This window comes from Nitratireductor sp. J20-h4 (assembly GCF_056780505.1).
In genome coordinates this window covers 4,072,083-4,094,566 of record NZ_CM165557.1, presented here as the reverse complement: position 1 = coordinate 4,094,566, position 22,484 = coordinate 4,072,083, and the positions used below count along the sequence as shown (strand labels likewise).

The 22,484-nt window shown below is 66.6% G+C and carries 18 protein-coding genes, 1 pseudogene and 1 riboswitch; of the genes and pseudogenes, 8 read left to right on the top strand and 11 right to left on the bottom strand.

What is annotated here, in order from left to right:
• Nucleotides 1–94: 94 nt before the first annotated feature.
• The 5 genes from ACT2B0_RS19790 to ACT2B0_RS19770 all read right to left on the bottom strand — a co-directional run bounded on the left by ACT2B0_RS19790 (nucleotide 95) and on the right by ACT2B0_RS19770 (nucleotide 6,092).
• Nucleotides 95–1,258 (bottom strand): NAD(P)/FAD-dependent oxidoreductase, encoded by a 1,164-nt coding sequence (locus ACT2B0_RS19790; RefSeq protein WP_473459979.1) that lies wholly within the window; start codon nucleotides 1,256–1,258, stop codon nucleotides 95–97.
• 50 nt (nucleotides 1,259–1,308) lie between these two features.
• Nucleotides 1,309–1,734 carry a universal stress protein gene (locus ACT2B0_RS19785; protein WP_473459978.1) on the bottom strand — a complete coding sequence of 142 codons (426 nt, stop codon included), beginning with the start codon at nucleotides 1,732–1,734 and terminating at the stop codon, nucleotides 1,309–1,311.
• Complete coding sequence (locus tag ACT2B0_RS19780) at nucleotides 1,727–4,321, bottom strand: TRAP transporter permease (RefSeq protein ID WP_473459977.1); 2,595 nt, start codon at nucleotides 4,319–4,321, stop codon at nucleotides 1,727–1,729. The genes ACT2B0_RS19785 and ACT2B0_RS19780 overlap by 8 nt, the downstream gene beginning before the upstream one ends.
• A 76-nt stretch (nucleotides 4,322–4,397) precedes the next feature.
• Nucleotides 4,398–5,378 carry a TAXI family TRAP transporter solute-binding subunit gene (locus tag ACT2B0_RS19775; RefSeq protein ID WP_473459976.1) on the bottom strand — a complete coding sequence of 327 codons (981 nt, stop codon included), beginning with the start codon at nucleotides 5,376–5,378 and terminating at the stop codon, nucleotides 4,398–4,400.
• Nucleotides 5,379–5,420: 42 nt separating this feature from the next.
• Nucleotides 5,421–6,092 carry a GntR family transcriptional regulator gene (locus tag ACT2B0_RS19770; RefSeq protein ID WP_348393870.1) on the bottom strand — a complete coding sequence of 224 codons (672 nt, stop codon included), beginning with the start codon at nucleotides 6,090–6,092 and terminating at the stop codon, nucleotides 5,421–5,423.
• Between the two features lie 109 nt (nucleotides 6,093–6,201).
• Between ACT2B0_RS19770 and ACT2B0_RS19765 the strand changes: the two genes are divergently transcribed.
• Together ACT2B0_RS19765 and ACT2B0_RS19760 are read left to right on the top strand one after the other, a co-directional pair.
• The gene (locus ACT2B0_RS19765; RefSeq protein ID WP_348393871.1) at nucleotides 6,202–7,563 is read left to right on the top strand and encodes an NAD(P)/FAD-dependent oxidoreductase; all 1,362 of its coding nucleotides are present in this window, start codon (nucleotides 6,202–6,204) and stop codon (nucleotides 7,561–7,563) included.
• 127 nt (nucleotides 7,564–7,690) lie between these two features.
• Nucleotides 7,691–7,983: pseudogene (locus ACT2B0_RS19760) on the top strand (transposase); the annotation flags it as partial.
• A 110-nt stretch (nucleotides 7,984–8,093) separates the two neighbouring features.
• On the opposite strand, the gene ACT2B0_RS19755 reads toward ACT2B0_RS19760, so the two are convergent.
• The 5 genes from ACT2B0_RS19755 to hrpB form a co-directional block, all read right to left on the bottom strand.
• Nucleotides 8,094–10,541 carry a DNA gyrase subunit B gene (locus tag ACT2B0_RS19755; protein WP_348488350.1) on the bottom strand — a complete coding sequence of 816 codons (2,448 nt, stop codon included), beginning with the start codon at nucleotides 10,539–10,541 and terminating at the stop codon, nucleotides 8,094–8,096.
• Between the two features lie 301 nt (nucleotides 10,542–10,842).
• The gene (locus tag ACT2B0_RS19750; protein ID WP_473459975.1) at nucleotides 10,843–11,868 is read right to left on the bottom strand and encodes a PRC-barrel domain-containing protein; all 1,026 of its coding nucleotides are present in this window, start codon (nucleotides 11,866–11,868) and stop codon (nucleotides 10,843–10,845) included.
• 273 nt (nucleotides 11,869–12,141) lie between these two features.
• Nucleotides 12,142–12,696 carry an ActR/PrrA/RegA family redox response regulator transcription factor gene (locus ACT2B0_RS19745; protein ID WP_473459974.1) on the bottom strand — a complete coding sequence of 185 codons (555 nt, stop codon included), beginning with the start codon at nucleotides 12,694–12,696 and terminating at the stop codon, nucleotides 12,142–12,144.
• Between the two features lie 68 nt (nucleotides 12,697–12,764).
• On the bottom strand, nucleotides 12,765–14,087 hold the full coding sequence (locus ACT2B0_RS19740) for an ActS/PrrB/RegB family redox-sensitive histidine kinase (protein WP_473459973.1): 1,323 nt from the start codon (nucleotides 14,085–14,087) through the stop codon (nucleotides 12,765–12,767).
• A 101-nt stretch (nucleotides 14,088–14,188) separates the two neighbouring features.
• Nucleotides 14,189–16,654, bottom strand: coding sequence for an ATP-dependent helicase HrpB (gene hrpB / locus ACT2B0_RS19735; RefSeq protein WP_473459972.1), 2,466 nt, complete (start codon nucleotides 16,652–16,654; stop codon nucleotides 14,189–14,191).
• A 175-nt stretch (nucleotides 16,655–16,829) separates the two neighbouring features.
• Nucleotides 16,830–16,982, top strand: a riboswitch (FMN riboswitch).
• A gap of 102 nt (nucleotides 16,983–17,084) precedes the next feature.
• Between hrpB and ACT2B0_RS19730 the strand changes: the two genes are divergently transcribed.
• Together ACT2B0_RS19730 and ACT2B0_RS19725 are read left to right on the top strand one after the other, a co-directional pair.
• Complete coding sequence (locus ACT2B0_RS19730; RefSeq protein ID WP_473459971.1) at nucleotides 17,085–17,975, top strand: DMT family transporter; 891 nt, start codon at nucleotides 17,085–17,087, stop codon at nucleotides 17,973–17,975.
• Nucleotides 17,976–18,104: 129 nt separating this feature from the next.
• Nucleotides 18,105–18,329, top strand: a complete 225-nt coding sequence (locus ACT2B0_RS19725; RefSeq protein WP_473459970.1) for a DUF3329 domain-containing protein — start codon at nucleotides 18,105–18,107, stop codon at nucleotides 18,327–18,329.
• Nucleotides 18,330–18,378: 49 nt separating this feature from the next.
• Here the strand turns inward: ACT2B0_RS19725 and phnF are convergent, their stop codons facing one another.
• Entirely contained in the window at nucleotides 18,379–19,119 is a 741-nt protein-coding gene (gene phnF / locus ACT2B0_RS19720) for a phosphonate metabolism transcriptional regulator PhnF (RefSeq protein ID WP_473459969.1), read from the bottom strand.
• Between the two features lie 109 nt (nucleotides 19,120–19,228).
• On the opposite strand from phnF, the gene phnG reads away from it, so the two are divergent.
• From phnG to ACT2B0_RS19700, 4 genes are all read left to right on the top strand, one after another.
• Nucleotides 19,229–19,699, top strand: coding sequence for a phosphonate C-P lyase system protein PhnG (gene phnG, locus ACT2B0_RS19715; protein ID WP_473459968.1), 471 nt, complete (start codon nucleotides 19,229–19,231; stop codon nucleotides 19,697–19,699).
• Nucleotides 19,699–20,310: a phosphonate C-P lyase system protein PhnH gene (gene phnH / locus ACT2B0_RS19710; protein ID WP_473459967.1), complete on the top strand. Its 612-nt coding sequence runs from the start codon at nucleotides 19,699–19,701 to the stop codon at nucleotides 20,308–20,310. The genes phnG and phnH overlap by 1 nt, the downstream gene beginning before the upstream one ends.
• A 5-nt stretch (nucleotides 20,311–20,315) precedes the next feature.
• A complete protein-coding gene (locus tag ACT2B0_RS19705; protein WP_473459966.1) occupies nucleotides 20,316–21,425 on the top strand; it encodes a carbon-phosphorus lyase complex subunit in 1,110 nt (369 codons plus the stop codon).
• A 147-nt stretch (nucleotides 21,426–21,572) separates the two neighbouring features.
• Nucleotides 21,573–22,466, top strand: coding sequence for an alpha-D-ribose 1-methylphosphonate 5-phosphate C-P-lyase PhnJ (locus ACT2B0_RS19700; protein ID WP_473459965.1), 894 nt, complete (start codon nucleotides 21,573–21,575; stop codon nucleotides 22,464–22,466).
• Nucleotides 22,467–22,484 lie beyond the last annotated feature (18 nt).

Below are 22,484 nucleotides of genomic sequence, written 5' to 3'. Positions count from 1 at the left end.
TGCCCTTGCGGGTCTTCTTCGACATGCGCGGTTCCTTTGCACGACACCCCATGTCCGCATCGCGCCGTGCGACCCGTCCGATGGACGGACAGCTTTAGATGATGCCGCGCTCCGGCAACGGTTTTCCGTCCGCGAGGCGCTGCCATCCGAACCGCGTCAGGTCGATCGTCTCGTAGCCGCCTTTGACGATCAGTTCGGCGATCGCCCGCCCGCAGCCCGGCGCGTGCATCAGCCCGTGCCCGGAAAAGCCGGCCGCCATGTGAAAATTGCCCAGACCGTCGGCGCCGGGGCCGATGATGGCATTGCCGTCGAAATCGTTCTGGTCATAGAGCCCCGGCAGGGTGGCCTTGCATTTCGTCCGCTCGAATTTCGGAAAGCGGTGCGCCAGAGCCGGCCACACGACATGCTCGAAATAGCCGTGGTCGGCCTCGAAATTATAGCCGCGCGGTTCCTCGAGCGTCGGCACGCCCCCGGAGTAACCCCTGCCCTCCGGCCGGAAGGCAAGCCGTTCGGGGTCCTTGAGATAGGGCAGCGCCTCGATCTCGTCCTCGCATTCGAAATAGTGCTCGAACCGGCGCAGGGGTTCGATCGGCACCGTAAAATCCAGCATGGTGCAGATATCCTTGGCCCACGCGCCCGCGGCATTGACGAAATGGTCGGCCTTGATGCGCGTGCCCTTGTCGGTCAGCGCCGCCGTCACCGTCGCCGCCCCGCGCTCCATTCCCGTCACCGTCTCGGCCAGAAAAACCGCGCCCAGCGCCTGCGCCTTCTTGCGCAAGCCCATGAGCACCGCATACGGATCGAGCCAGCCGTCGTCGGGCGACAGCACCGCCGCGCCCAGATCCCCGACATACATCGACGGAAAGCGCGCCTTGATCTCATCGGGCTCCAGCCAGACCACATTGCAGCCGAGGCCGAGCTCGATATCGTAATTGGCCTTGAGCACGTCGATTTCGGCCGGCGGCACGATGAAGATATATCCCTGCTTCTTGAAGCCGATCTCGGCCGGGCCGTTCCCGGTCGCCATCGTCTCGGGAAAGTTTTCGTAAAACGGGATCGAGTAGTTCGAAAGCGCGATGTTTTCAGGCAGGGAAAACAGCCGCCGCACACCTCCCGAAGCACGCGGCGTCGATGCCTGTCCATAACCCGGGTCGCGCTCGATCACCGTGACGTCGAGCGCCGGCGAGAGCGTCTTCAAAAAATAGGAAGCAGCCGCGCCAATCGCTCCGCCGCCGATGATTGCAACGTCCGTTTTCATCACATTTGTCTCGACAGTTTCGATTTCTTCCCTTCGCGGCGCCAGGCCGGCTACTCGCGCACGACCATGACCGAACATGTCGCGTGTCGCACAACCCTGGCCGCATTGGGTCCGAGCAGATAGTCGCCGAGCTCGGGGCGGTGCGAGGCCATCACGATCAGATCCGCGTTCACCGTCTCGGCCATTGACCGGATCTGATCGTAGATCGCGCCATGGGCCACGATGTGGTGCACCTGCAGGCCTTCAAGGCCGGCCTGCCCGGTATAGTCGTGCAAACGCACCCGCGCCGCCTCGGTCAGCCTTTTCGAAAAATCCTTCGGAAAAAAGGTCGAGGCAAAACTGTCCAGCGGAGCAACGACGTTCAACACATGCAGCACGGCGTCGCAATCGAGAGCGATCCGCCGAGCCGATTTCATGGCCTTGTCGTTGACGCGCGGATGGTCGAGGTCGACCGGGACGAGGATATTGTCAAACATGGTGCAACGCCTTGCGTTTGTTTCGCCGCACCATTTGTAGGAGCACGATCAGCCCGAGCACGGCATAGGCGGGGCCGTAGAACCATTCTTTCGCCACGCGGGCGGACGGGCGCTCCACCTCAAGCACCTTCCAGCCGAAATCGACGCCCCATTGCTGCGCGGGACTGTTGAAGTCGACATTGTCGACATAGACCCCGTCATCGCCGATGCGCATCTCCATGCCTGTCGCCTCACGCAGGCGATCCCGGCCGGATGCCCCGGCCCGGCCGAGCGGAATCGCGATCACGCGCTGGATCATGTCGCCGCTGAAATTCTCACCCTCCATCAGCAGACGCAGCTGGGCGTCGTCTGCGGCGTCGGCGACGATCTCGTGGATCGAGGCCGGCTCGGCCGGCTGGAAGGGCGGCTGCACCAGGTCCAGCCAGAAGCCCGGCCGCAGAAGCGACAGGGCGACCACCAGCAGCACGGCGCTCTCCCAAAGCCGGCTCTTGACGAGAAAATAACCCTGGGTGGCCGCGCCGAACGCGCACATGGCGATCGTCGACGAGACGATGACCAGCACGGCGCCCCACCAGCTTGTGATATTCATCAACAGCAATTGCGGGTTGAAGACGAAGATGAACGGCAGGATGGCGGTGCGAAGACTGTAGTAGAAGGCCTGCACGCTGGTCTTCATCGGGTCCGAACGGGCCACGGCCGCGCCGGCGAAACTGTCGACGGCCACGGGCGGCGTGGTGCCGGACATCAAGCCGAAATAGAAGACGAACAGATGCACCGCAAACAGCGGGATCACCACCCCGTTCTGGGCGGCGAGCGTGACCAGGGGCTGGGCCATGACGCTGGCGACCACGATATAGTTTGCCGTCGTCGGCAGCCCCATGCCCAGAACCACGCACATTATGGCCGTGAACAGCAGCATGATCATGACGTTGCCGCCGGAAACCGCGTTGATGATTTCCGTCATCAACAGGCCGAGGCCGGTCAGCGAGACGACCCCGACGATGATGCCGGCCGCGCCCATCGCCACCGCGATGCCCACCATGTTGCGCGATCCCGAAATCAGACCCTCGACGAGGTCGGCCCCGCTTTCCCGCAGGCACGGGCCCAGCGCGCCGCTTTTCCGGCCGCGGAAATAGGCCGTGATCGGCTTTTGCGTCAGCATGATCGCCACCATCACGACAATCGCCCAGGAGACGGCGAGCCCCGGCGACAGGCGCTCGACCATCAAGCACCACACCAAAACTCCGATCGGCAGCACGAAGTGAAGCCCCGCCATCAGCGTCGGTTTCAGATCGGGGATCGTCACCAGCGGCGCGTTCGGATCGTCGATCTCCAACTGCGGATATCCGGACGCGACCTTGAGCAGCCAGAGGTAAAGCGCGGCCATCACCAGGCCGGCGACGGGCGTGGCGTAGTCGCCGGCGACACGTTCGATCCCGTTGGCGGTCACGTAAACCAGCCCGGCGACCAGCGCCACCAGGCCGAACCCGAACAGGAAGTTCCAGATCTGGCGCAGCAGCGAGCTTTCGCGGACCCTGGCCAGCACCGGCATGTTGGCCTTCACCGCCTCGAGATGCACGATGTAGAACAGGCCGATATAGCTGACGATCGCGGGCACGAACGCGTGCACGACGACCTCGTAATAGGTGATGCCGACGAACTCGGTCATCAAAAACGCTGCCGCCCCCATCACCGGCGGCATGATCTGCCCGTTGATCGACGCCGAGACCTCGATGGCGCCGGCCTTTTCGCGCGAAAAGCCGATCCGTTTCATCAGGGGAATGGTGAAGGTGCCGGTGGTGACGACATTGGCGATGGCCGAGCCGGAGATCAGCCCGGTGAGGCCGGACGAGACGATGGCCGCCTTCGCCGGCCCGCCGCGCAAATGGCCGAGCATCGAGAAGGCCAGCTTGATGAAGAAATTGCCGGCGCCGCCCTTGTCGAGCAGGGCGCCGAACAGGACGAACAGAAAGATGAAACTGTTCGACACCCCGAGCGGCAGACCGAAGACGCCCTCGGTCGTCAGCCACATGTGATCCACATAGCGGTTCAGGGAAAACCCGCGATGCGAGATCAGGTCGGGAAGCAGCGGCCCCAGGAAAACATAGACCGAAAACACCGCGGCCACGATGACCAGCGACAGGCCGAGCACGCGGCGGGTAACCTCCAGCACCAGGAGAATGCCGAGTATCGATACGGTCGTTTCGGCGGTGGTGCGCACACCGCCGGCATTTTGGACCACGTCGCGGTAAAAGAGCAGAATGTAGAGGCAGCATCCGGCCGCGAGCGCGGCCAGAAGCCAGTCATGCGCGGGAATTCTGGTCCGCGGCGAGTAGCGAAAGGCGGGAAAGGTCAGAAATCCCAGAAAAAGCGCGAAAGCCAGATGCAGCGCCCGTTGCTGGCTGTCGTCGATCAGGCCGATCCCGGTGACGAACGGCAGTGGAGAGGCCACGTAAAGCTGATAGAGCGGCCACAATAGCGCGACCACGAACAGGATCGCGCGCGCGGTTCCGGACGGGTCGCGCGCACCGGTATCGTTTTCCGCAATCAGGTCGTCAAGGTCGCCCTGCTGGGTCTTCGAGCTCATCCGATGCCTCCCGCGCTGACGAGAACGGGTGCCACTGAGAGCACCCGTTCGTCTTCTTCCTGGTCTGCCGCTCTTGCTATTTCAGCAGGCCGACTTCGCGGAAATATCGTTCGGCGCCCGGGTGGTAGGGGACCGCGCGGCCATTTGCGACCGCGCCGTCACGGCTCACATGGGCATAGAGCGTCGACTGGGCCTTGAAGTCTTCGAAATTGTCGAACACCGCCTTGACCAGATTGTAGACGACCTCCTCGTCGGTATCGGCCGTCGCAATCAGGGTCGCAGTGAGCCCCCAGGTCGTCACCTCCTTGTCCTGGCCCTTATAGGTGCCCGCCGGGATCACGGATTTCGAGAAATAGGGCAGTTCCTCGATCATCGCCGCGATCGTATCGTCGTACCAGTTGATGACCGTGGTGTCGCAGGTGTTGGTCGCCTCGGTGATCGACGAGGCCGTTATGCCGGTGGTGTAGAAAAAGGCGTCGATCTTGCCGTCGCACAGCGCCTGTGCCTGTTCGCGCGACGTCAGCCGCGTGGCCTGGCCGAAATAGGAATCCGGATCGGTGCCGTAGCGCGCCAGCGCCGCGACCATGCTCGCCTCCTGACCGGAGCCGGCATTGCCGATATTGACGATCTTGTCTTTCAGGTCGGAGAAATTTTCCAACTCCATATCCGCCCGTCCGACGAGATGGGACGTATCGATATGCAGAGAAAACAAGAAGCGCAGATCCTCGTTCGCGCCATTGGCGTCGAAAACGGAAGAGCCGTTATAGGCATGGTATTGCCAGTCCGACTGGACGATGGCGACATTCAGGTCGCCTGCCGCCATCGAACGCAGATTGGCCACCGACCCGCCCGTGGATTCGACCGTGCAGCGTATATTGTGGCCCTGCGCCTCACGGCTCTTGTTGAGCACGTTGCAGATGAAACCGCCGGTGGGATAATAGCCGCCGCCGATACCGGCCGTGCCGATATTGACGAACTGGCGTTCCTGCGCGGCCGCTGCAGAGGCCGTGAGCGCTGCTACGCCGGCAGCAAGTGCGATCTTAAAAACTATATTCATCTGGCTTCCTCTTGCCGATTGCTTGATCCGGTTTGCATTTTTTCAGGCACCTCTTCTCAAGAAGGCCGCGACTTCTTTCTTGGTCGCCTCGATATGCGCGCGCAGCGCCGCGACGGCGGCGTCCACGTCGCCCGCCATGCAGGCGCAGAGTATGTCCTGGTGCTCGCGCATCGGCCGCTCGAGGCCGGTGGCCTCGGTGACGAGCAGCCGCAAATACTGGCCCAGCTTCTGCTGGAGATCGTCGATCATCGCCAGCAATTGCCGGTTGCCGCATGGCTCGTAGAGCATTTGATGGAACTGCACGTTGAGCCGGCTCCACTCGCTCACCTCGACCTTCTGCGCGTAGTCCCGCAGCAGCGCCTGCGTCTCGCGAAAGTCAGAGGGGATCATGTTGGGCACCGCCAGTTCCAGCGCCCGGCATTCAAGCGCGATGCGGATGTCGAGAAGCTGGAGGATCTCCGTTTCGGTGTAGAAGCGGACGGTGGCCCCCTTGTTCTTCTCGAACACGACCAGGTTTTCGACTTCCAGGCGGCGCAAGGCCTCGCGCACGGGAATCTTGCTGACGCCATGGTTGCGCGCGATTTCGTCCTGGCGCAGCGGCGTGGCCGGAGGCAGCCGACCGGAAAGGATCCGCGCCTTGATGTCCGCGTAAATCGGATCCGCGGCGCTGGTCGCGCGCTTGGTTCCGGCCTGTGGGTGGGTTGCGTCTGCCATTTCGGATTTGATCCTTGCAAATCGTATACTATTTTGTCAATGGAGAATACGAACGCCGGCGCAAAGATCGTCCCGCGCGTCCCGAATTGCACAGCAGGAGCCGTCAGCCATGTCCTCGCCCACAACGATCGTGATCGGAACCGGCATTATCGGCATTGCGACGGCCTATTATCTCGCCCGGTCCCGGAACCAGCCGAAGATCGTGCTGGTGGACCGGGATCAGCCGATGGCGTTCACATCGGCCCAATCGGGCGAGAACTATCGCAATTGGTGGCCGCACCCCGCAATGGTGGCCTTCACCAATCGCAGCATCGACCTGATGGAAGACATCGCCCGCGACAGCGACAACCGGATCAACATGAACAGGCGCGGCTACGCCCTGGCCACGCGCGGCAGCGACATCGACGCGATCGTCGCGCAATTGAACGACGGGCTCGGCGACGAAGCCGGCCGCCTGCTGCGCTATCACACCAAGGACGCCGCCCCGACCTACGCATCGTTCGACAAGCCCGACTGGCAAGGCGTTCCCGACGGCGTCGACATCCTGCAGAACCGCGCGCTCATTCGCGACCGCTTCCCGAGCTACGACCGGCAGGTCGAGACCGTAATTCACATCCGCCGCGGCGGCGACATCAGCGGCCAGCAGCTCGGCATGTATATGCTCGACTATTTGCGCGAGGCCGGCGCCAAGCGCCTGCTCGGCGAAGTGCGCGACATCGCGGCTGGACATGGGTTCCGCGTTGAGGTCGCGACGCCGGACGGTGTCCGGCATATCGAGGCCGACAGGATCGTGAACGCCGCCGGTCCGTTCGCCGACAGGATCGCCGCCATGCTGGGCGTGGACCTGCCCGTCCACAGCACGTTCCAGCAAAAGATCGCGTTCGAAGACCATCTGGGCGCCGTGCCGCGCACGCTTCCCTTCTCGATCGATCTCGATCCCCAAACGATCGACTGGTCCGAAGAAGAACGGGCGATGCTGCTGGAGGATCCGGACTTTGCCTGGCTGGCGCAGCCCATGCCGGGCGCGATCCATTGCCGCCCCGACGGCGGCGATGGCGGCACATGGATCAAGCTCGGCTGGGCCTATAACGAGACCCCGGCCCCGGTCACCTGGGAACAGCAGCGGCACGACAATTTTCCCGAAATCGTGCTGCGTGGCGCGGCGCGCCTGTCTCCGGCGCTCAAGGCCTATTATGGCCGCCTGCCGCGCAGCATGCATCATTATGGCGGCTGGTACACCATGACCGGCGAGAACTGGCCGCTGATCGGCCCGATGGGGCCGGACGGCGCGTTCATGAACTGCGCCTTGTCGGGATACGGGACGATGGCGGCTTGCGCGGCCGGCGAGCTCTGCGCCGCCTGGATGGCCGGCAGCGCGCTCCCCGACTATGCGGACGGCTTTTCCCTGCGCCGATATCAGGACCCGGCGCTGTTGTCCGCCCTGCGCGCCGCCAACAAAGGGGTGCTGTGACGGCACGGACGCGCACCGGCGTGCGAGCGCCGGCACAATTCCCCCGCCGCGGGCGGAGAGTATTCAGCCAGGAGGGGACTGTCAGGAATTCTGTGCGTGAGGCGATGATGGAAAGGAGGATCATCGCATGGCAATCGACAAGGAACTTCCGGACCGGCTTCTGGCCGATCGCCTTCGAGTGAGGTCTTCGCCAAGGACGGCCTCGTCGCCGACCGGAAGAAGGCGCTATCGGAACGCATTGTGAACGCTGAATTGGACGAGCACCTCGACGACGAACGAGGGGCCGGTGACGACGCCACTCGCCGCAACGGCCCATCGACGAAGTCGGTTCCGACCGGCACGTCGAAAATGGATCTTTCCATCCCGCGCGACCGCAGCGCTACGTTCGACCCGAAGCTGACTGCCGAATACCAGCGCCGGCCAAAGCCGGTCAACGACGCCGCTTCTTTCGCCACGCGTCGTCAAATGCGAGCAACGGCAGGATCCAAGCAACGCGCCGCGGCTTTCCGGCCCGCGCGCCTGCGCGCCCCTCAAATATCGAGATTGGCGACCGAGAGCGCGTTGTCCTGGATGAATTCGCGGCGCGGCTCGACCTCGTCGCCCATCAGCCGGGCGAAAAGCGCGTCGGCGTCGGTGGCGTCGGCGACCTTGACCTGCAGCAGCGAGCGCGCCTCGGGATCGAGCGTCGTTTCCCACAATTGTTCGGCGTTCATTTCGCCCAGGCCCTTGTAGCGCTGCATGGTCAGACCCTTGCGGCCGACCGCGAACACGCCGTCGAGCAGCTTGAGCGGGCCGGAGATGATTTCGCCCACATCCTTGCGGCGCAGCACCGGCTGGGTGCCGTAGACCTCCTCGAGGCGGCCGGCATAGCGGTGCAGCGCGCGCGCGTCGGCCGAGCCGATCAGCGCCATGTCGAGATGGACGACATCCTTGACGCCGCGCACGGTGCGCTCGAAGATGAAGCCGCCCGGCCCCTCGTTCGAGGTCGCCATGCGCCCTTCCCAGCCGCGCTCGGTTTCTTCCGAAATCAGGTCGAGCCGCTCGGCGATGCGGTCGGCCATTTCGTTGGCGCGGCCGAGATCGATCATGACTTCCGGACTGAGCGCGCCGGCGATCGCCGCCTGCTCGACCACGGCGCGGTCGTAGCGCGTATGCAGACCGTTGATCAGCGTGCGCACCGCCAGCGCGTCGTCGATCGCCGCGCGCAGATCGGGGCCGGCCCTGACCTCGCCGCTGGCGAGCTCCAGCGCGCAATCCTCCAGGCCGCCCTCGATCAGATATTCCTCAAAGGCCTGCTCGTCCTTGAGGTACTGCACGCTCTTGCCGCGCGTCACCTTGTAGAGCGGCGGCTGCGCGATATAGAGGTGGCCGCGCTCGATCAGCTCCGGCATCTGGCGGAAGAAGAAGGTCAACAGCAGGGTGCGGATATGGGCGCCGTCGACGTCGGCGTCCGTCATGATGATGATCTTGTGGTAACGCAGCTTCTCGGGATTGAACTCGTCCTTGCCGATCCCGGTGCCGAGCGCGGTGATCAGCGTGCCGATCATGTCCGACGACAGCATCCGGTCGAAGCGCGCGCGCTCGACGTTGAGGATCTTGCCGCGCAGGGGCAGAATCGCCTGGTTCTGGCGCGACCGGCCGCCCTTGGCCGAGCCGCCGGCCGAATCGCCCTCGACGATGAACAGTTCCGACTTCGCCGGATCGCGTTCCTGGCAGTCGGCGAGCTTGCCAGGCAGCGAGGTGATGTCGAGCGCGCCCTTGCGGCGCGTCAGCTCGCGCGCCCTGCGCGCGGCCTCGCGCGCGGCGGCAGCCTCGACCACCTTGCTGATCAGGATCTTGGCTTCCGCCGGATGTTCCTCGAACCAGGTGCTCAGCGCCTCGTTGACGAGGCTCTCGACCACCGGCCGCACTTCCGAGGACACCAGCTTGTCCTTGGTCTGGGACGAAAATTTCGGATCGGGCACCTTGACCGACAGGACCGCGGTCAGCCCCTCGCGGCTGTCGTCGCCGGTAAGCGAGACCTTCTCCTTCTTGGCGATCCCGGTTGCTTCGGCGTAGCTGGTGACCTGGCGCGTCAGCGCGCCGCGAAAACCGGCCATATGCGTGCCGCCGTCGCGCTGGGGGATGTTGTTGGTGAAGCACAGCACGTTCTCGTGATAGCTGTCGTTCCACCACATCGCCACTTCGACGGTGATGTCGTCGCGCTCGGCACGGATCGAGATCGGAGCGGGAATGAGCGATTTGCGCGCCCGGTCGAGATAACGCACGAATTCCTCGAGCCCGCCATCGTAGAGCAGTTCGTTGCTGACCACGTCGGCATGGCGCCGGTCGGTCAGGACGATGCGCACACCCGAATTCAGGAAGGCAAGCTCGCGCAGCCGATGCTCGAGCGTGGCGTAGTCGAACTCGGTCATGGTGAAGGTTTCGGGCGAGGGCAGGAAGGTGACCTCCGTGCCCGTTTCGGCGCCGGCATCGCCGGTCACCGCCAGCGGCGCGTCGGCCACGCCATGGGTGAAGCTCATCTCGTTGATCTTGCCGTTACGGCTGATCTTGAGCTTCAGCGAGGTCGACAGTGCGTTGACGACCGAAACGCCGACCCCGTGCAGACCGCCGGACACCTTGTAGGAGTTCTGGTCGAACTTGCCGCCGGCGTGGAGCTGGGTCATGATCACTTCGGCGGCGGAAATGCCTTCGCCGTGGTGAATATCAGTGGGGATGCCGCGGCCATTGTCGGTCACGGTGCACGAGCCGTCCGGATTGAGCGTCACCGTCACCAGATCGGCATGGCCGGCCAATGCCTCGTCGATCGCGTTGTCGACCACTTCGTAGACCATGTGGTGCAGGCCGGAGCCGTCATCGGTGTCGCCGATATACATGCCGGGCCGCTTGCGCACGGCGTCGAGGCCTTTGAGGACCTTGATCGATTCCGCGCCGTATTCGGGCGTGCCGCCGGGCTGATTTTCGGACGAGTCGCTCATGAAATACCGCTGTTCTTTTGCCGCTGGAAAGACGCGCTTCCGCCACCCCGAATCACGCGCCGCTGGACTGGTGAGATATAGGGGTTCCGGGCCGAAAAACCAAATCCGGCGCCGTGATTCGGGCCGGTGAGCGGCGTATCGGCCGGCGAAGGATTTAGTCCAGTTATCTCAAGGGGTAATCTGGCGCGCCGGCTCCCGGCCGGCCCCGGCCTGGCCAGGCGGAGACCCGTCCGCCCCGGCAGATTAAAAGGGCCCGCGTCGCATGGCGGCACGGGCCCGTGTTTGCGATGGTCGCGCCCGTTTACTGCGGCACGATCATGCGCATGTCGTCGCGACGCTCGGCATAGGCCGCCTCCTCATAGGCCGGCTGGGCTTCCAGCTCTTCCTGGGTGAAGGCGGTGTAGAGATAGCGGTTGCCCTCGCCGTCGATCAGGAACTCGAGATTGTCCATGCCGATGGCGACTTCCTTCTCGCCAATCCCGAGGAACCCGCCGACATCAACGATGATCGCGTCGACATTGCCGTCCTGCGACAGCACGACGTCGCCGATCTCGCCGATATGGTCGTCATCGATGCCGTAGACCGTGGTGCCGATCAGCTCCTCGGCCCTGATCTGGTCGCTGGCAAGCGGCTGCAGGCCGGAACGGTCGATCGCCGCGGTCTCTGTGCGGTCAGCCGCCTTGGCCGGATCCTCGAGCGGCGAAGCGGCCGTGTCCTGGTTCTCGGTGACCCGATCCTCGGTCTTGGCCGTCCCGTCCTTCGGCGCCATGGCCATGTCCTGGTCGGCCGGAGCCTCCGCCGTCTTGTCCTCGACGGGCATCGCCTCGGCGGGTTCGGCGGTTTCGGCCGTGGCCAGATCGTCGGCGGTGGCGGGCTTGGTTTCCGTCACATCGGCATCGGCCGGAACCGGCTGATAGGCCATCCGGTCGAATTCGGGCTGCGCTTTCAGCGCCTCGGCGGTCGTGTCGACCACCAGCCAGCGATCGCCATCGCGCTCGGCCCATTTCACGAGGTCGTATTCGATCGCCACGTGCTTTTCGCCCAGGCCGAGAAAGCCGCCGACGCCGATCACCACGGCCTGGATATTGCCGTCTGCGTCGAAGACGATGTCGTTCACGTCGCCGATATTCTCGGCGTCGTCGCCGGCGCCGTTATAGACCGACTCGCCGATAATGTTGCTGGCGAGCTGGCCGTCTGCCTTGACGACCATGGGAACCTCGGCGGTCTGCGCGGCCGGGTCCGCGGGGACGGTGGTGCTGGTCTGGGCGATTGCGCCGCTCGATACCAGCAAGGCAAGCGCGGATGTCGCCATAAGCTTGCGGATCATGATAAAACCTCCTTGTGCATCATTCGTATGCACGGCCGCGCCCTTTCCGATCGTGGCAGAGAGGCAGGGGCGCGGCCGCTCGACAGGCATTAAACGCGGCATGTCCGCACTTGTTCCCGCAAGCGGACGATCAAAGACTTATTCGTCGGAGATTGCGCGCGATCCCGCCACCGGCCCGCCGCATGGCGCGGCCGCGCACGGAACCCGGCATGCCGGGCGCCGCTAGCGCGGCCCGGCGTCTGCCGCGTTGGACGGCTGCGGAAGCGGGCGGCGCTAGCGCGGCGCGCGCTTGGCCAGAATGCGCTGCAAGGTGCGGCGGTGCATGTTGAGCCGGCGCGCGGTTTCGGAGACATTGCGGTCGCACATCTCGTAGACCCGCTGGATATGTTCCCAGCGCACCCGGTCGGCCGACATCGGATTTTCCGGCGGGGCGACTTTTTCACCCGTCGTGCTCGTCAGGGCCGCATAGACGTCGTCTGCGTCGGCCGGCTTGGCGAGATAGTCGATGGCACCAAGCTTGACCGCCGTCACCGCGGTGGCGATGTTGCCATAGCCGGTGAGAATGACGGCGCGCGCCTCCGCGCGTTTTTCACGGATCGCCGATACCACGTCGAGGCCGTTGCCGTCGCCGAGCCGCATGTCGACCACCGCATAGGCAGGCGGCGCCGCCCTGGCCTTGGCCAGCGCTTCCTCGACGCTTTCCGCCGTCTCGACGATGAAACCCCGCAATTCCATGGCCCGCGCCAGGCGGGTCAGGAACGGGCGGTCGTCGTCGACGATGAGCAGCGAGCGATCCTCGCCGAGCGTGTCTTGATTTTCGGTGGTCATGAATTCGATTCCGAACGCTGTCTGGCCCCTATTTATTCAAAAAAGCCGCCAAGTCCAATTTCGTCGGCTCAGCCGATCGCATGTTCGCTGACCGGATCGCGCAGGAACAGCTCGCGCGGCCAGCTCACCCGGGCGATGGCGCCCTGCCCGGGGCCCGTGGCATTGCCGAAGGAAACCGTGGCGCCGGAGCGCTCGAGCAGGGTTTTGGCGATGAACAGACCAAGCCCTAATCCGCCGCCGCCCTCGTCCTGTCGGCCCGAGCGCGTGGTCATGTAGGGTTCGCCGATACGGTCGATCACTTCGGGAGGAAATCCCGGCCCGTCGTCGGTGACCTCGATCGAGACCTGGGCCGTGTCCCAGCTCCAGCGCACGGTGACGCTTTCGCGCGCGAAGTCGACGGCGTTTTCGACCAGATTGCCGAGCCCGTAAATGACGCCGGGATTGCGCCGCCCCGCCGGCTCGCGGCCCTCGAGCGTGCCCGGTTCGAGGCGGATGTCGATGCCGAAATCGCGATGCGGGGCGATCACGTCCTCGACCATCGCCGTCAGCGTCATCCGCGCCATATGTTCCTCGCCCTGCGAGGACAGGCTGGTCAATCGCCGCAGGATCTCCTTGCACCGCTCGCTCTGCGACCTGAGCAGCGTGACGTCCTCGCGAAAGCGCGGGTCGCTCTCCAGGGCCCGCTCCATTTCGCGCGCCACCAGGGCGATGGTGGCAAGCGGTGTGCCGAGCTCGTGCGCGGCGGCTGCCGCCAGACCGTCGAGGGCCGACAGATGCTGCTCGCGCTGCAAGACCAGCTCGGTGGCGGCGAGCGCGGTGGCGAGCTGGCGCGCCTCCTCGGCCACCCGCCAGGCATAGATCGCGGTAAAGGCGGTCGTCGACAGGATCGCCATCCACATGCCGATCACATAGAGGAACGGCATCGCCAGATTGCTGCCGCCATACCAGGGCAGCGGCAGGTGGAAACTCACCAAAATCGAGGCGGCGGCCGCCACCACCAGGCCGAGCACGGCGGTCAGCACCAGCGGCAGCGAGGTCGCCGACACGATCACCGGAACCGCCATCAGGATCGCGAACGGGTTGGTCAGGCCGCCGGTCAGGTAGAGCAATCCGGCGAGTTGCAGGACGTCGAGGAACAACACGCCGAAGGCGGCGGCCGGCTTCAGCCTGTGGGTGGCGGGGTACCGGAAGGCCAGAAACAGATTCACCCAGGCCGAACAGGCGATCAGCGCGAAGCAAAGCCCGACCGGCAGCGGAAACATGAACCAGTAGGCCACGACCAGCACGGCCGCGCTCTGGCCGATGATGGCGAGCCAGCGCAGGCGAATGAGCGTGTTGAGCCGCAATTGCCGGCTTTGCTGGTGGTCGGGCGCGCGAAGATCCTGCAGCATCGCCTTCCTATAGGCCGGACGGCCGGGCGCGCCAAAGGGAATCTGTCGTCTGGCCGGACGCCATTTTCCTGCCCGCCGCAATCCGGCGCGGCCATGCCGGTTCAGCGGCCGCGCGGCTTGGCGCGCGCCGTCGGCGTGGCCCGCAGCGGCTCCTCCGGCCAGGGATGTTTGGGATAGCGCCCGCGCATGGCCGCGCGCACCTCGGCCCACGAGCCGCGCCAGAAGCCGGGCAGATCGCGCGTGGTCTGGATCGGGCGCTGCGCCGGCGACAGCAATTCGAGCGTCAGCGACACGGTGCCCGCCGCGATGGCGGGATGACGGTCGAGGCCGAACAGTTCCTGCACGCGCACCGCAAGTACCGGCGCGTCGTCGCGATAGTCGATCGGGATATGGTTGCCGGACGGCGCGTCGAAATGGGTCGGCGCCAGCGCCGCCACCCGCCTCTGGTCGTCATGGCCGACCCGCGCCAGCAGGGCCTCGGCCAGCATGTGGTCGGATATGTCTGCGATCGCCGCGCTGCCGGTCAGAAACGGCGCCAGCCAGTCGCCGGCCGTATCGCGCAGCGCCGCATCGTCCATCGCCGGCCATGGCTCGCCGAGCCCGCGCCGCAGCCAGGCGAGCCTGCGCCTGAGGCCGGCGGCCTTTTTGCCCCAGCGCAGGATGGCGACGCCGTGGGCGCTGACGGCGTCGAGGATCGCACGGTCGGCGTCGACACCGGTTGGCGGCGGCAGCGGGCGCTCGGCCAGCGTGATCGCCCCCAGGCGGCTTTTTTCGCGCGCCCGCACGGTGCCGCTGTCGCTGTCGAATCCGGTTTCCGTTCCGGTTTCGATACGGCCGGCAAGCACGGCACGCAGTTCATCCTCCTCGACCGCCGCGGCGGCGACGATGCGGGCGTTGCGCGCCTTTCCCTGCAGGTCGGCGACGACCAGAAAATCATGTCCGGCCAGCGGATCGGCCGGGTCGATCTCGCCACCCCGCCCATTGGCCAGGACGTAACGGCCCGGTCCGCCGCGCGCCATCGCCACCCGGTCGGGCCAGGCATGCAACAGCAGTCTGCCCGCGCCGGTTGCTGCTGCGTTCGCGCCCGTGCGAAGACCGGCGCCCGCCGCCGTGGCGAGCCGCTTGGCCAGCGCTCGCGCGTTGCCGGCCCGGGCGCCGCGATCGCGGCGAAACCGCGCGAGCCGGGCGTCGAGGTCGATCTGCTGGCCGCCAAGGCCGCGTTCGGTCAAAAGCACGGCCAGTTCCGCGGCCTGGACGGCCGCCCCGTCCCGCGCCGCCCTGGCGACCATGTGGGCGAGGCGCGCCGGCAGGGCGAGACGCCGCATCGCCACACCGTCGGCGGTCAGGCGGCCGGTTTCGTCGATGGCGTCGAGGTCGCGCAATAGCGCGCGCGCCGCGGCGAGCGCGGCGGCGGGCGGCGGATCGAGGAAGGCGAGGCGTGTCGGGTCGACGACCCCGAAGGCGGCGCAGTCGAGCACCAGACCGGCGAGGTCCGCCGCCGCGATTTCCGGCGGCGTGAAGGCGGGCAGCGACGCGGTCTGTTCGGCGCGCCACAGCCGGACCGCGACGCCCGGCGCCGTGCGTCCTGCGCGCCCGGCGCGCTGCTCGGCCGAGGCGCGCGACACGCGCACGGTTTCGAGCCGGGTCAGCCCTGTCGCCGGCTCGAACTTCGGCAGGCGCTGATAGCCTGAATCGATCACCACCCGAACGCCGTCGATGGTGATCGAGGTTTCCGCGATCGCGGTGGCCAGCACGATCTTGCGGCGGCCATCGGGCGCCGGGCGGATCGCCGCGTCCTGGGCCTTGCCGTCCATGGCGCCGAAAAGCGCGATCAGCTCCGCATTCGCCGGCAGCCGGCCGGCAAGCCGTTCGGCGGTGCGCTCGATTTCGCGCTGGCCCGGCAGGAAGGCGAGGATGCCGCCGTCCTCCTCGGCAAGCGCCGCGCGCACGGCAGCCGCCACGGCGTCCTCGAGCGTTTCGCCGCCGGGGCGCTCGCGGTGGCGGATGTCGACCGGAAAGCTTCGGCCGTGGCTTTCGATCACCGGCGCGTCGCCAAGCAGGCGGGCGACCCGCGCGCCGTCGAGGGTTGCCGACATCACCACCAGCCGCAGATCCGGCCGCAGCCCCTGCTTGACGTCGAGCGCCAGCGCCAGGCCGAAATCGCCGTCGAGCGAGCGCTCGTGGAACTCGTCGAAAACGACACACGCAATACCGGCAAGTTCCGGATCGTCGAGGATCATGCGCGCCAGCACGCCTTCGGTGACGACGAGAATGCGGGTGGCCGCCGAGACCTGCCTGTCCATGCGCATGGCGTAGCCGACCGTGGCGCCGACCGCCTCGTTGAGGAGGGCGGCCATGCGCCGCGCGGCGGCGCGCGCGGCCAGCCGGCGTGGTTCCAAAAGCAGGATCGTGCCGTCGCCGCGCCAGTCCTCGCCCAGAAGCGCGAGCGGCACCAGCGTGGTCTTGCCGGCGCCCGGCGGCGCGACCAGGACGGCGTGTCCCGGTCCCGCGAGCGCGGCGCGCAGGTCGGGCAGGATCCGGGTGACGGGAAGGTCGGGCAGGGTCATGGCGGGTTCAACCGATACGTTTGGACCGGGCCGGGTCGGCATATCAGCGCCGGCATCGCGCTGGCAATGCGCAAAGGAGACGGCCTGGGCGCGCGCGGCTGGCAGCGCGTCATCAGCCGGCTTGATCCCGGCGCCGCGGACGCCTAGTTTTTCGTCGGCGGCGTAAAAACGCCGTCGACGTTCTCAGGGCGGGGTGAAAGTCCCCACCGGCGGTAAGGGGGTCTCCCCCAAGCCCGCGAGCGCCGGAGCGGTCACAGGCCGGTCCGGGTCAGCAGATTCGGTGCGAATCCGAAGCCGACGGTCACAGTCCGGATGGAAGAGAACGGGTCAGATAACCGAACGCGTCCTTTGGCTCGTCGCCCAAGGCCGCGCGCAGTGTCCGATCCCGCATCCCTGAGGTTTCTGGGTCAATGCGAAAGGATCGGACCGAATGAGCCAGACTGCCTCGATCGAAACCACCCCGGCCGCGCTGCGCGGTGCCGCGATCATGGTGGCGGCCGGCCTCGCCTTTGCCGGCCTCAATGTCGCCGTGCAATGGGCGAGCGTCACCGCCGGCGCCACCGCGCCGGCGATCGCGTTCTGGCAATACGCCATCGCGCTTGCGCTCGCCGCGCCCCTGGTCTGGCGCGGCGGCGTGCATATCCTGCACACCCGCCACGTTCTCCTGCATCTGGCGCGGGTGCTTCTGGCCGCGGCAGGCGTCCAGCTCTGGGTCTACGGCCTGTCCGTCGTGCCGATCTGGCAGGCGATCGCGCTTGCCATGACCTCGCCGTTCTTCGTCATGGCGGGCGCGGGCCTGGTTCTGCGCGAGCGGGTCGATTTCGCCCGCATCGCCGCCACGGTGGCCGGCTTCGCCGGCGCCATGATCATCATCGCGCCCTGGTCGGAGCGCTTTAGCTATCACGCCGTCCTGCCGGTGCTGGCGGCGGCGTGCTGGGCCGGCACGTCGCTGATCACCAAATATCTGACACGGCTGGAGCCGACCGCCGGCATCACCGTCTATCTGCTTTTGCTGTTGACGCCGATCAATGCCGCGATCTGGCTCGGCTCGGGTTTCGAGATCCCGCCACAGGCCGCCTGGGGCGCGTTGCTTGCCGCCGGCGCCCTGACCGGGCTCGCGCAATATCTATTGGCCTGGGCCTATGCCAGCGCCGATGCCGCCTATCTGCAACCGTTCGACGATTTGAAGCTGCCTTTCAACATCGTCGCCGGCTGGCTGGTGTTCGGCGCCGCGCCGACGCCGGGCTTCTGGCCGGGCGCGGCGCTGATCGTTGCGGCCTCGCTCTATCTGATGCGGCGCGAGCGAACCGGCGCGGGCTGAGCCCGGCACCGTCGAGTGGCGTGCGCCGGGCTTGATCCCCGGCCGGGATGCTGCATCTTGATCGCGAAACGGGAGACAGGCGATGGCTCGAATATCACGGAACGTTTTCATCCAGCCGGAGTGGGCGGCATGAGCGGGCAGTCCGCCTCCGTATTCGATCCCTTGTGGCGGCGGCTGGCGATCATCGCCGTTTGCGCCGGCTGGACGGTGCTGGAATGGATGAACGGCCAGACCGCGTGGGCGCTGCTTGCCACCGCGGCTACCGTCTACGGGGCCTGGAGCCTGCTGATTGCCTGGACTTCGCCGGCGGAGGAACCTGTCGCTTCGGGCGAGCGGCGCGGGGAAGGCGAGTAGCCACCCGACCCGGTGTGGGCGGGCATTGCCGGCAAATAAGACCGCCCCCTCAGGCCATCACCGACAATTCCACCCTGTCGGCGGCGAAACGCGTCTCGGCGAACTGGATCGGCCGGCCCTCGGTGTCGACATTGACGGCGATCGCGACCAGAACGATCGCGCCCGGCGACAGGCGCAGATCGTCGAGGTCGCCGTCGTCGGCGTGGCGGGCCGACACCAGCGTCGATCTGCGGAAATAGTCGGCGACGCCGTAGCGCTGGAACGCCAGCGTGACCGAGCCGAGTTCGCGATAGGTCTCCGCGAACCCGGCGAAGCGGTCGGCGTCGAACCAGCTCGTCGCGCGCGAGACCGGGCGGCCGTCGGCTTCCGAAACCGTGTCCATGCGAACCACCGGCGCGGCGGGCGCCAGAGCGAGCGCCTCGGCCGTGCGCTGGTCGGCGGCCTCCTCGCGATGGTCGAGCAGGTGGCCGCGCCTGTCGCGGGCCTGGTCGCGCAACCCTTCGGAAAACCGGGTGCGGGCGCCGATCGGATAGGTCAGGCGCCGGCGCTGCTCGACGAAGGTGCCACGCCCCTGCTCGGCCCGCAAAACGCCTTCTTCGACCAGCGCGGCGATCGCGCCGCGCACAGTGTGGCGGTTGACGCCGAAATGCGCAGAGAGGGCTGTTTCCGGCGGCAGTCGCCCGTTTGCGCCGAGCCTGCCCTGGACGAGGTCGCGCCGGATCTGATCGGCGATCTGCCGCCACAGCGAAATGCCGCTGCGTCGTTCCATCGTCCTGTCGGGGTTTTTCATCGCCGTTTCGCCCTGTCACGCCAACGTCATGGACACACGCTAGAACACGGTATAATTTGTATGATTGTCTATATCAATAGACGAATATTCACAGCAATGGTCGGATCGGATGAAAACGCAAGACAGGCAGGACGAGGCAAGCCAACCAGCGCGTCGCGACGCCATGGCCGTGATCGCGCGCGCCGACGGCGATGCGCTGCGGCGGCTGTGGGCCGAAGCCGGCTTCGAGGAGCTGGCCGAACTGGTGCGTGGCCCCGAAACCGGGCTGGTGATGCTGCGCGGGCGCATGGGCGGCGGCGGCGCGGCCTTCAATCTCGGCGAGGCGACGGTGACGCGCGCCACCGTGCGGCTGGCGACCGGCGAGGTCGGCCATGCCTACGCGCTCGGTCGCGATCGCGACAAGGTGCGGATCGCGGCCACGGTCGACGCGCTGTGGCAGCGTCCGCAAAGCCGCGACCGGGTCGAAGACAGGATTGTCGCGCCGCTGCGTGCGGCCGGCGCGGCCGCCGACGACGAGCGCCGGCGCGAGACGGCGGCCACCAAGGTCGACTTTTTCACCATGGTGCGCGGAGAGGATTGATGGAATTTTCCACTCGTTCGATTGATGGCGGTTTCGCCGAGCCGGTGATCGCCGCGCAAGGCGTGTTCCGCGCCCTGATGGAGGCCATGGCCCGGCCGGGCACCGTCCACGCCCTGCCGCCGCTGGCCGCCCCGCCCGCGCCGCTGACGGCCGCGGCCGGCGCCGTCGCGTTGACCTTGTGCGATCACGACACGCCGGTCTGGCTCGACCCCGAACTGCAGGGCTCGGCCGAAATCCGCGACTGGATCGGCTTCCACACCGGCGCGCCGTTCGCGTTCACGCCGGCGGAGGCCCATTTCGCCCTCGTCTCACGCCCCGGCGAGCTGATCGCGCTGGAAAATTTCACCCAGGGCTCGCAGGACTATCCGGACCGCTCGGCGACGATAATCCTGCAGCTCGACACGCTTGCGGCGGGCGCGCCGCTGATGCTGGAAGGGCCGGGCATCGAGACCCGCGCGCGGCTGGCGCCGGCGCCGCTGCCGCGCCATCTGGCGACGCAATGGCGGCAAAACAACGGGCGTTTCCCGCGCGGCGTCGACCTCGTCCTGACCGCGCCCGGCGCGCTCGCCTGCCTGCCGCGCACCACCCGCATCGTCGAAACGGAGGGCTAGAAGCCATGTATGTTGCCGTGAAGGGCGGCGAGGCCGCCATCGACAACGCGCACCGCCTGCTCGCCGACCGGCGCCGCGGCGACCGCGACGTGCCGGCGCTCGGCCTCGACCAGATCGTCGAACAGCTCGCGCTCGCCGTCGACCGGGTGATGGCCGAAGGCTCGCTTTACGACCGGGAACTCGCCGCGCTCGCCATCCGTCAGGCGCGCGGCGACATGATCGAGGCGATCTTTCTGGTGCGCGCCTACCGCACCACGTTACCGCGGTTCGGTTATGCAAGGCCGGCCGATACCGGCGCGATGCTGATCGAGCGCCGGGTGTCGGCCACCTACAAGGACCTGCCCGGCGGCCAGCTTCTCGGCCCGACCTTCGATTACACCCACCGCTTGCTCGATCCCGAACTGGCCGGCGACGCGCCGGTCGCCGCGCCGGCGACGCGCGAGGCGGACTCGCAGGCCATGCCGCGCGTGTCGGAAATCCTTGCCCGCGAGGGATTGATCGAGGGTGACGGCGCGCTGGCCGACGACCGCGAGCCCGGCGACATCACCCGCGAGCCGCCGGAATTTCCGATGGAGCGCGATCTGCGCCTGCAGTCGCTGGCGCGCGGCGACGAGGGTTTCCTGCTGGCGCTCGCCTATTCGACCCAGCGCGGTTATGCCCGCTCGCATCCCTTCGTCGGCGAGATCAGGATCGGCGCGCTCGACATCGAGCTCGACGTGCCCGAGCTTCCGTTTCCGGTGCCGCTCGGCCGCATCCAGATCACCGAATGCCAGATGGTCAACCAGTTCAAGGGCTCGGCCAAGGTGCCGCCGCAATTCACCCGCGGCTACGGCCTGGTCTACGGCCAGTCGGAGCGCAAGGCGATGGCGATGGCGCTGTGCGACCGGGCGTTGCGCGCCGGCGAGTTCGGCGAAGACGTTACCGCCCCGGCCCAGGACGAGGAATTCGTGCTCGCCCATGCCGACAACGTCCAGGCGACCGGTTTCGTCGAGCATCTGAAGTTGCCGCATTATGTCGACTTCCAGGCCGATCTCGACCTGGTTCGGCGTATGCGCGCCGAAGCCGAGGCGCGAATGGCCGTCACCGACGAGGCGACGGGAAAGGCAGCCGAATGAGCCGGCTAGTTGTCCTGGTCGGGCGTCCTGCGGCCCAGCGCGCGCGCCCGGTAGCCGCGATAAATCAGATAGGCGGTCAGCACCAGCGCCAGAATGATCGGCAGGATGAGAAGGTCCATGTCGGTCTCCTTTCGAAGGAAACGCCTCATGTCCGATAATGTTGCAGCGTCGCTTGCCGAAGCGCCGTCCTACAATTTCGCCTATCTGGACGAGCAGACCAAGCGCATGATCCGGCGCGCGATCCTCAAGGGCATCGCCATTCCCGGCTACCAGGTGCCGTTCGCCAGCCGCGAGATGCCGATGCCGTATGGCTGGGGCACGGGCGGCGTGCAGGTGACGGCGTCGGTGATCGGTCCCGACGACGTTTTGAAGGTCATCGACCAGGGTGCCGACGACACCACCAATGCGGTGTCGATCCGCGCCTTCTTCCAGAAGGTGGCGCGCGTCGCGGTGACGACGGAAACGGCACGCGCGACCATCATCCAGACCCGCCACCGCATTCCCGAGCATCCGCTGGCCGAGGGCCAGGTGCTGGTCTACCAGGTACCGATCCCCGAGCCGTTGCGCTTTCTCGAGCCGCGCGAGACCGAGACCCGCAAGATGCACGCGCTCGAGGAATACGGCCTCATGCATGTCAAGCTCTACGAGGACATCGCCCGGCACGGCCATATCGCCACCACCTACGCCTATCCGGTCAAGGTCGAGGGACGCTACGTGATGGACCCCTCGCCGACACCGAAATTCGACAATCCGAAGATGCACCGCTCGCCGGCCCTGCAATTGTTCGGCGCCGGGCGCGAGAAGCGCATCTACGCCATTCCGCCCTATTGCGACGTGGTCAGCCTCGATTTCGAGGATCATCCCTTCAAGGTGCAGGAGTTCGACAAGCCCTGTGCGCTGTGCGCGGCCGAAAACGTCTATCTCGACGAGGTGATCCTGGACGATCGCGGCGGCCACATGTTCGTCTGCTCCGACACCGATTTTTGCGAAAAGCGGCGCGCGGCCGGCCATGTCGGCGAAATGACCGAGGCCGCCGAATGACCCGCCCGTATTCCGTTG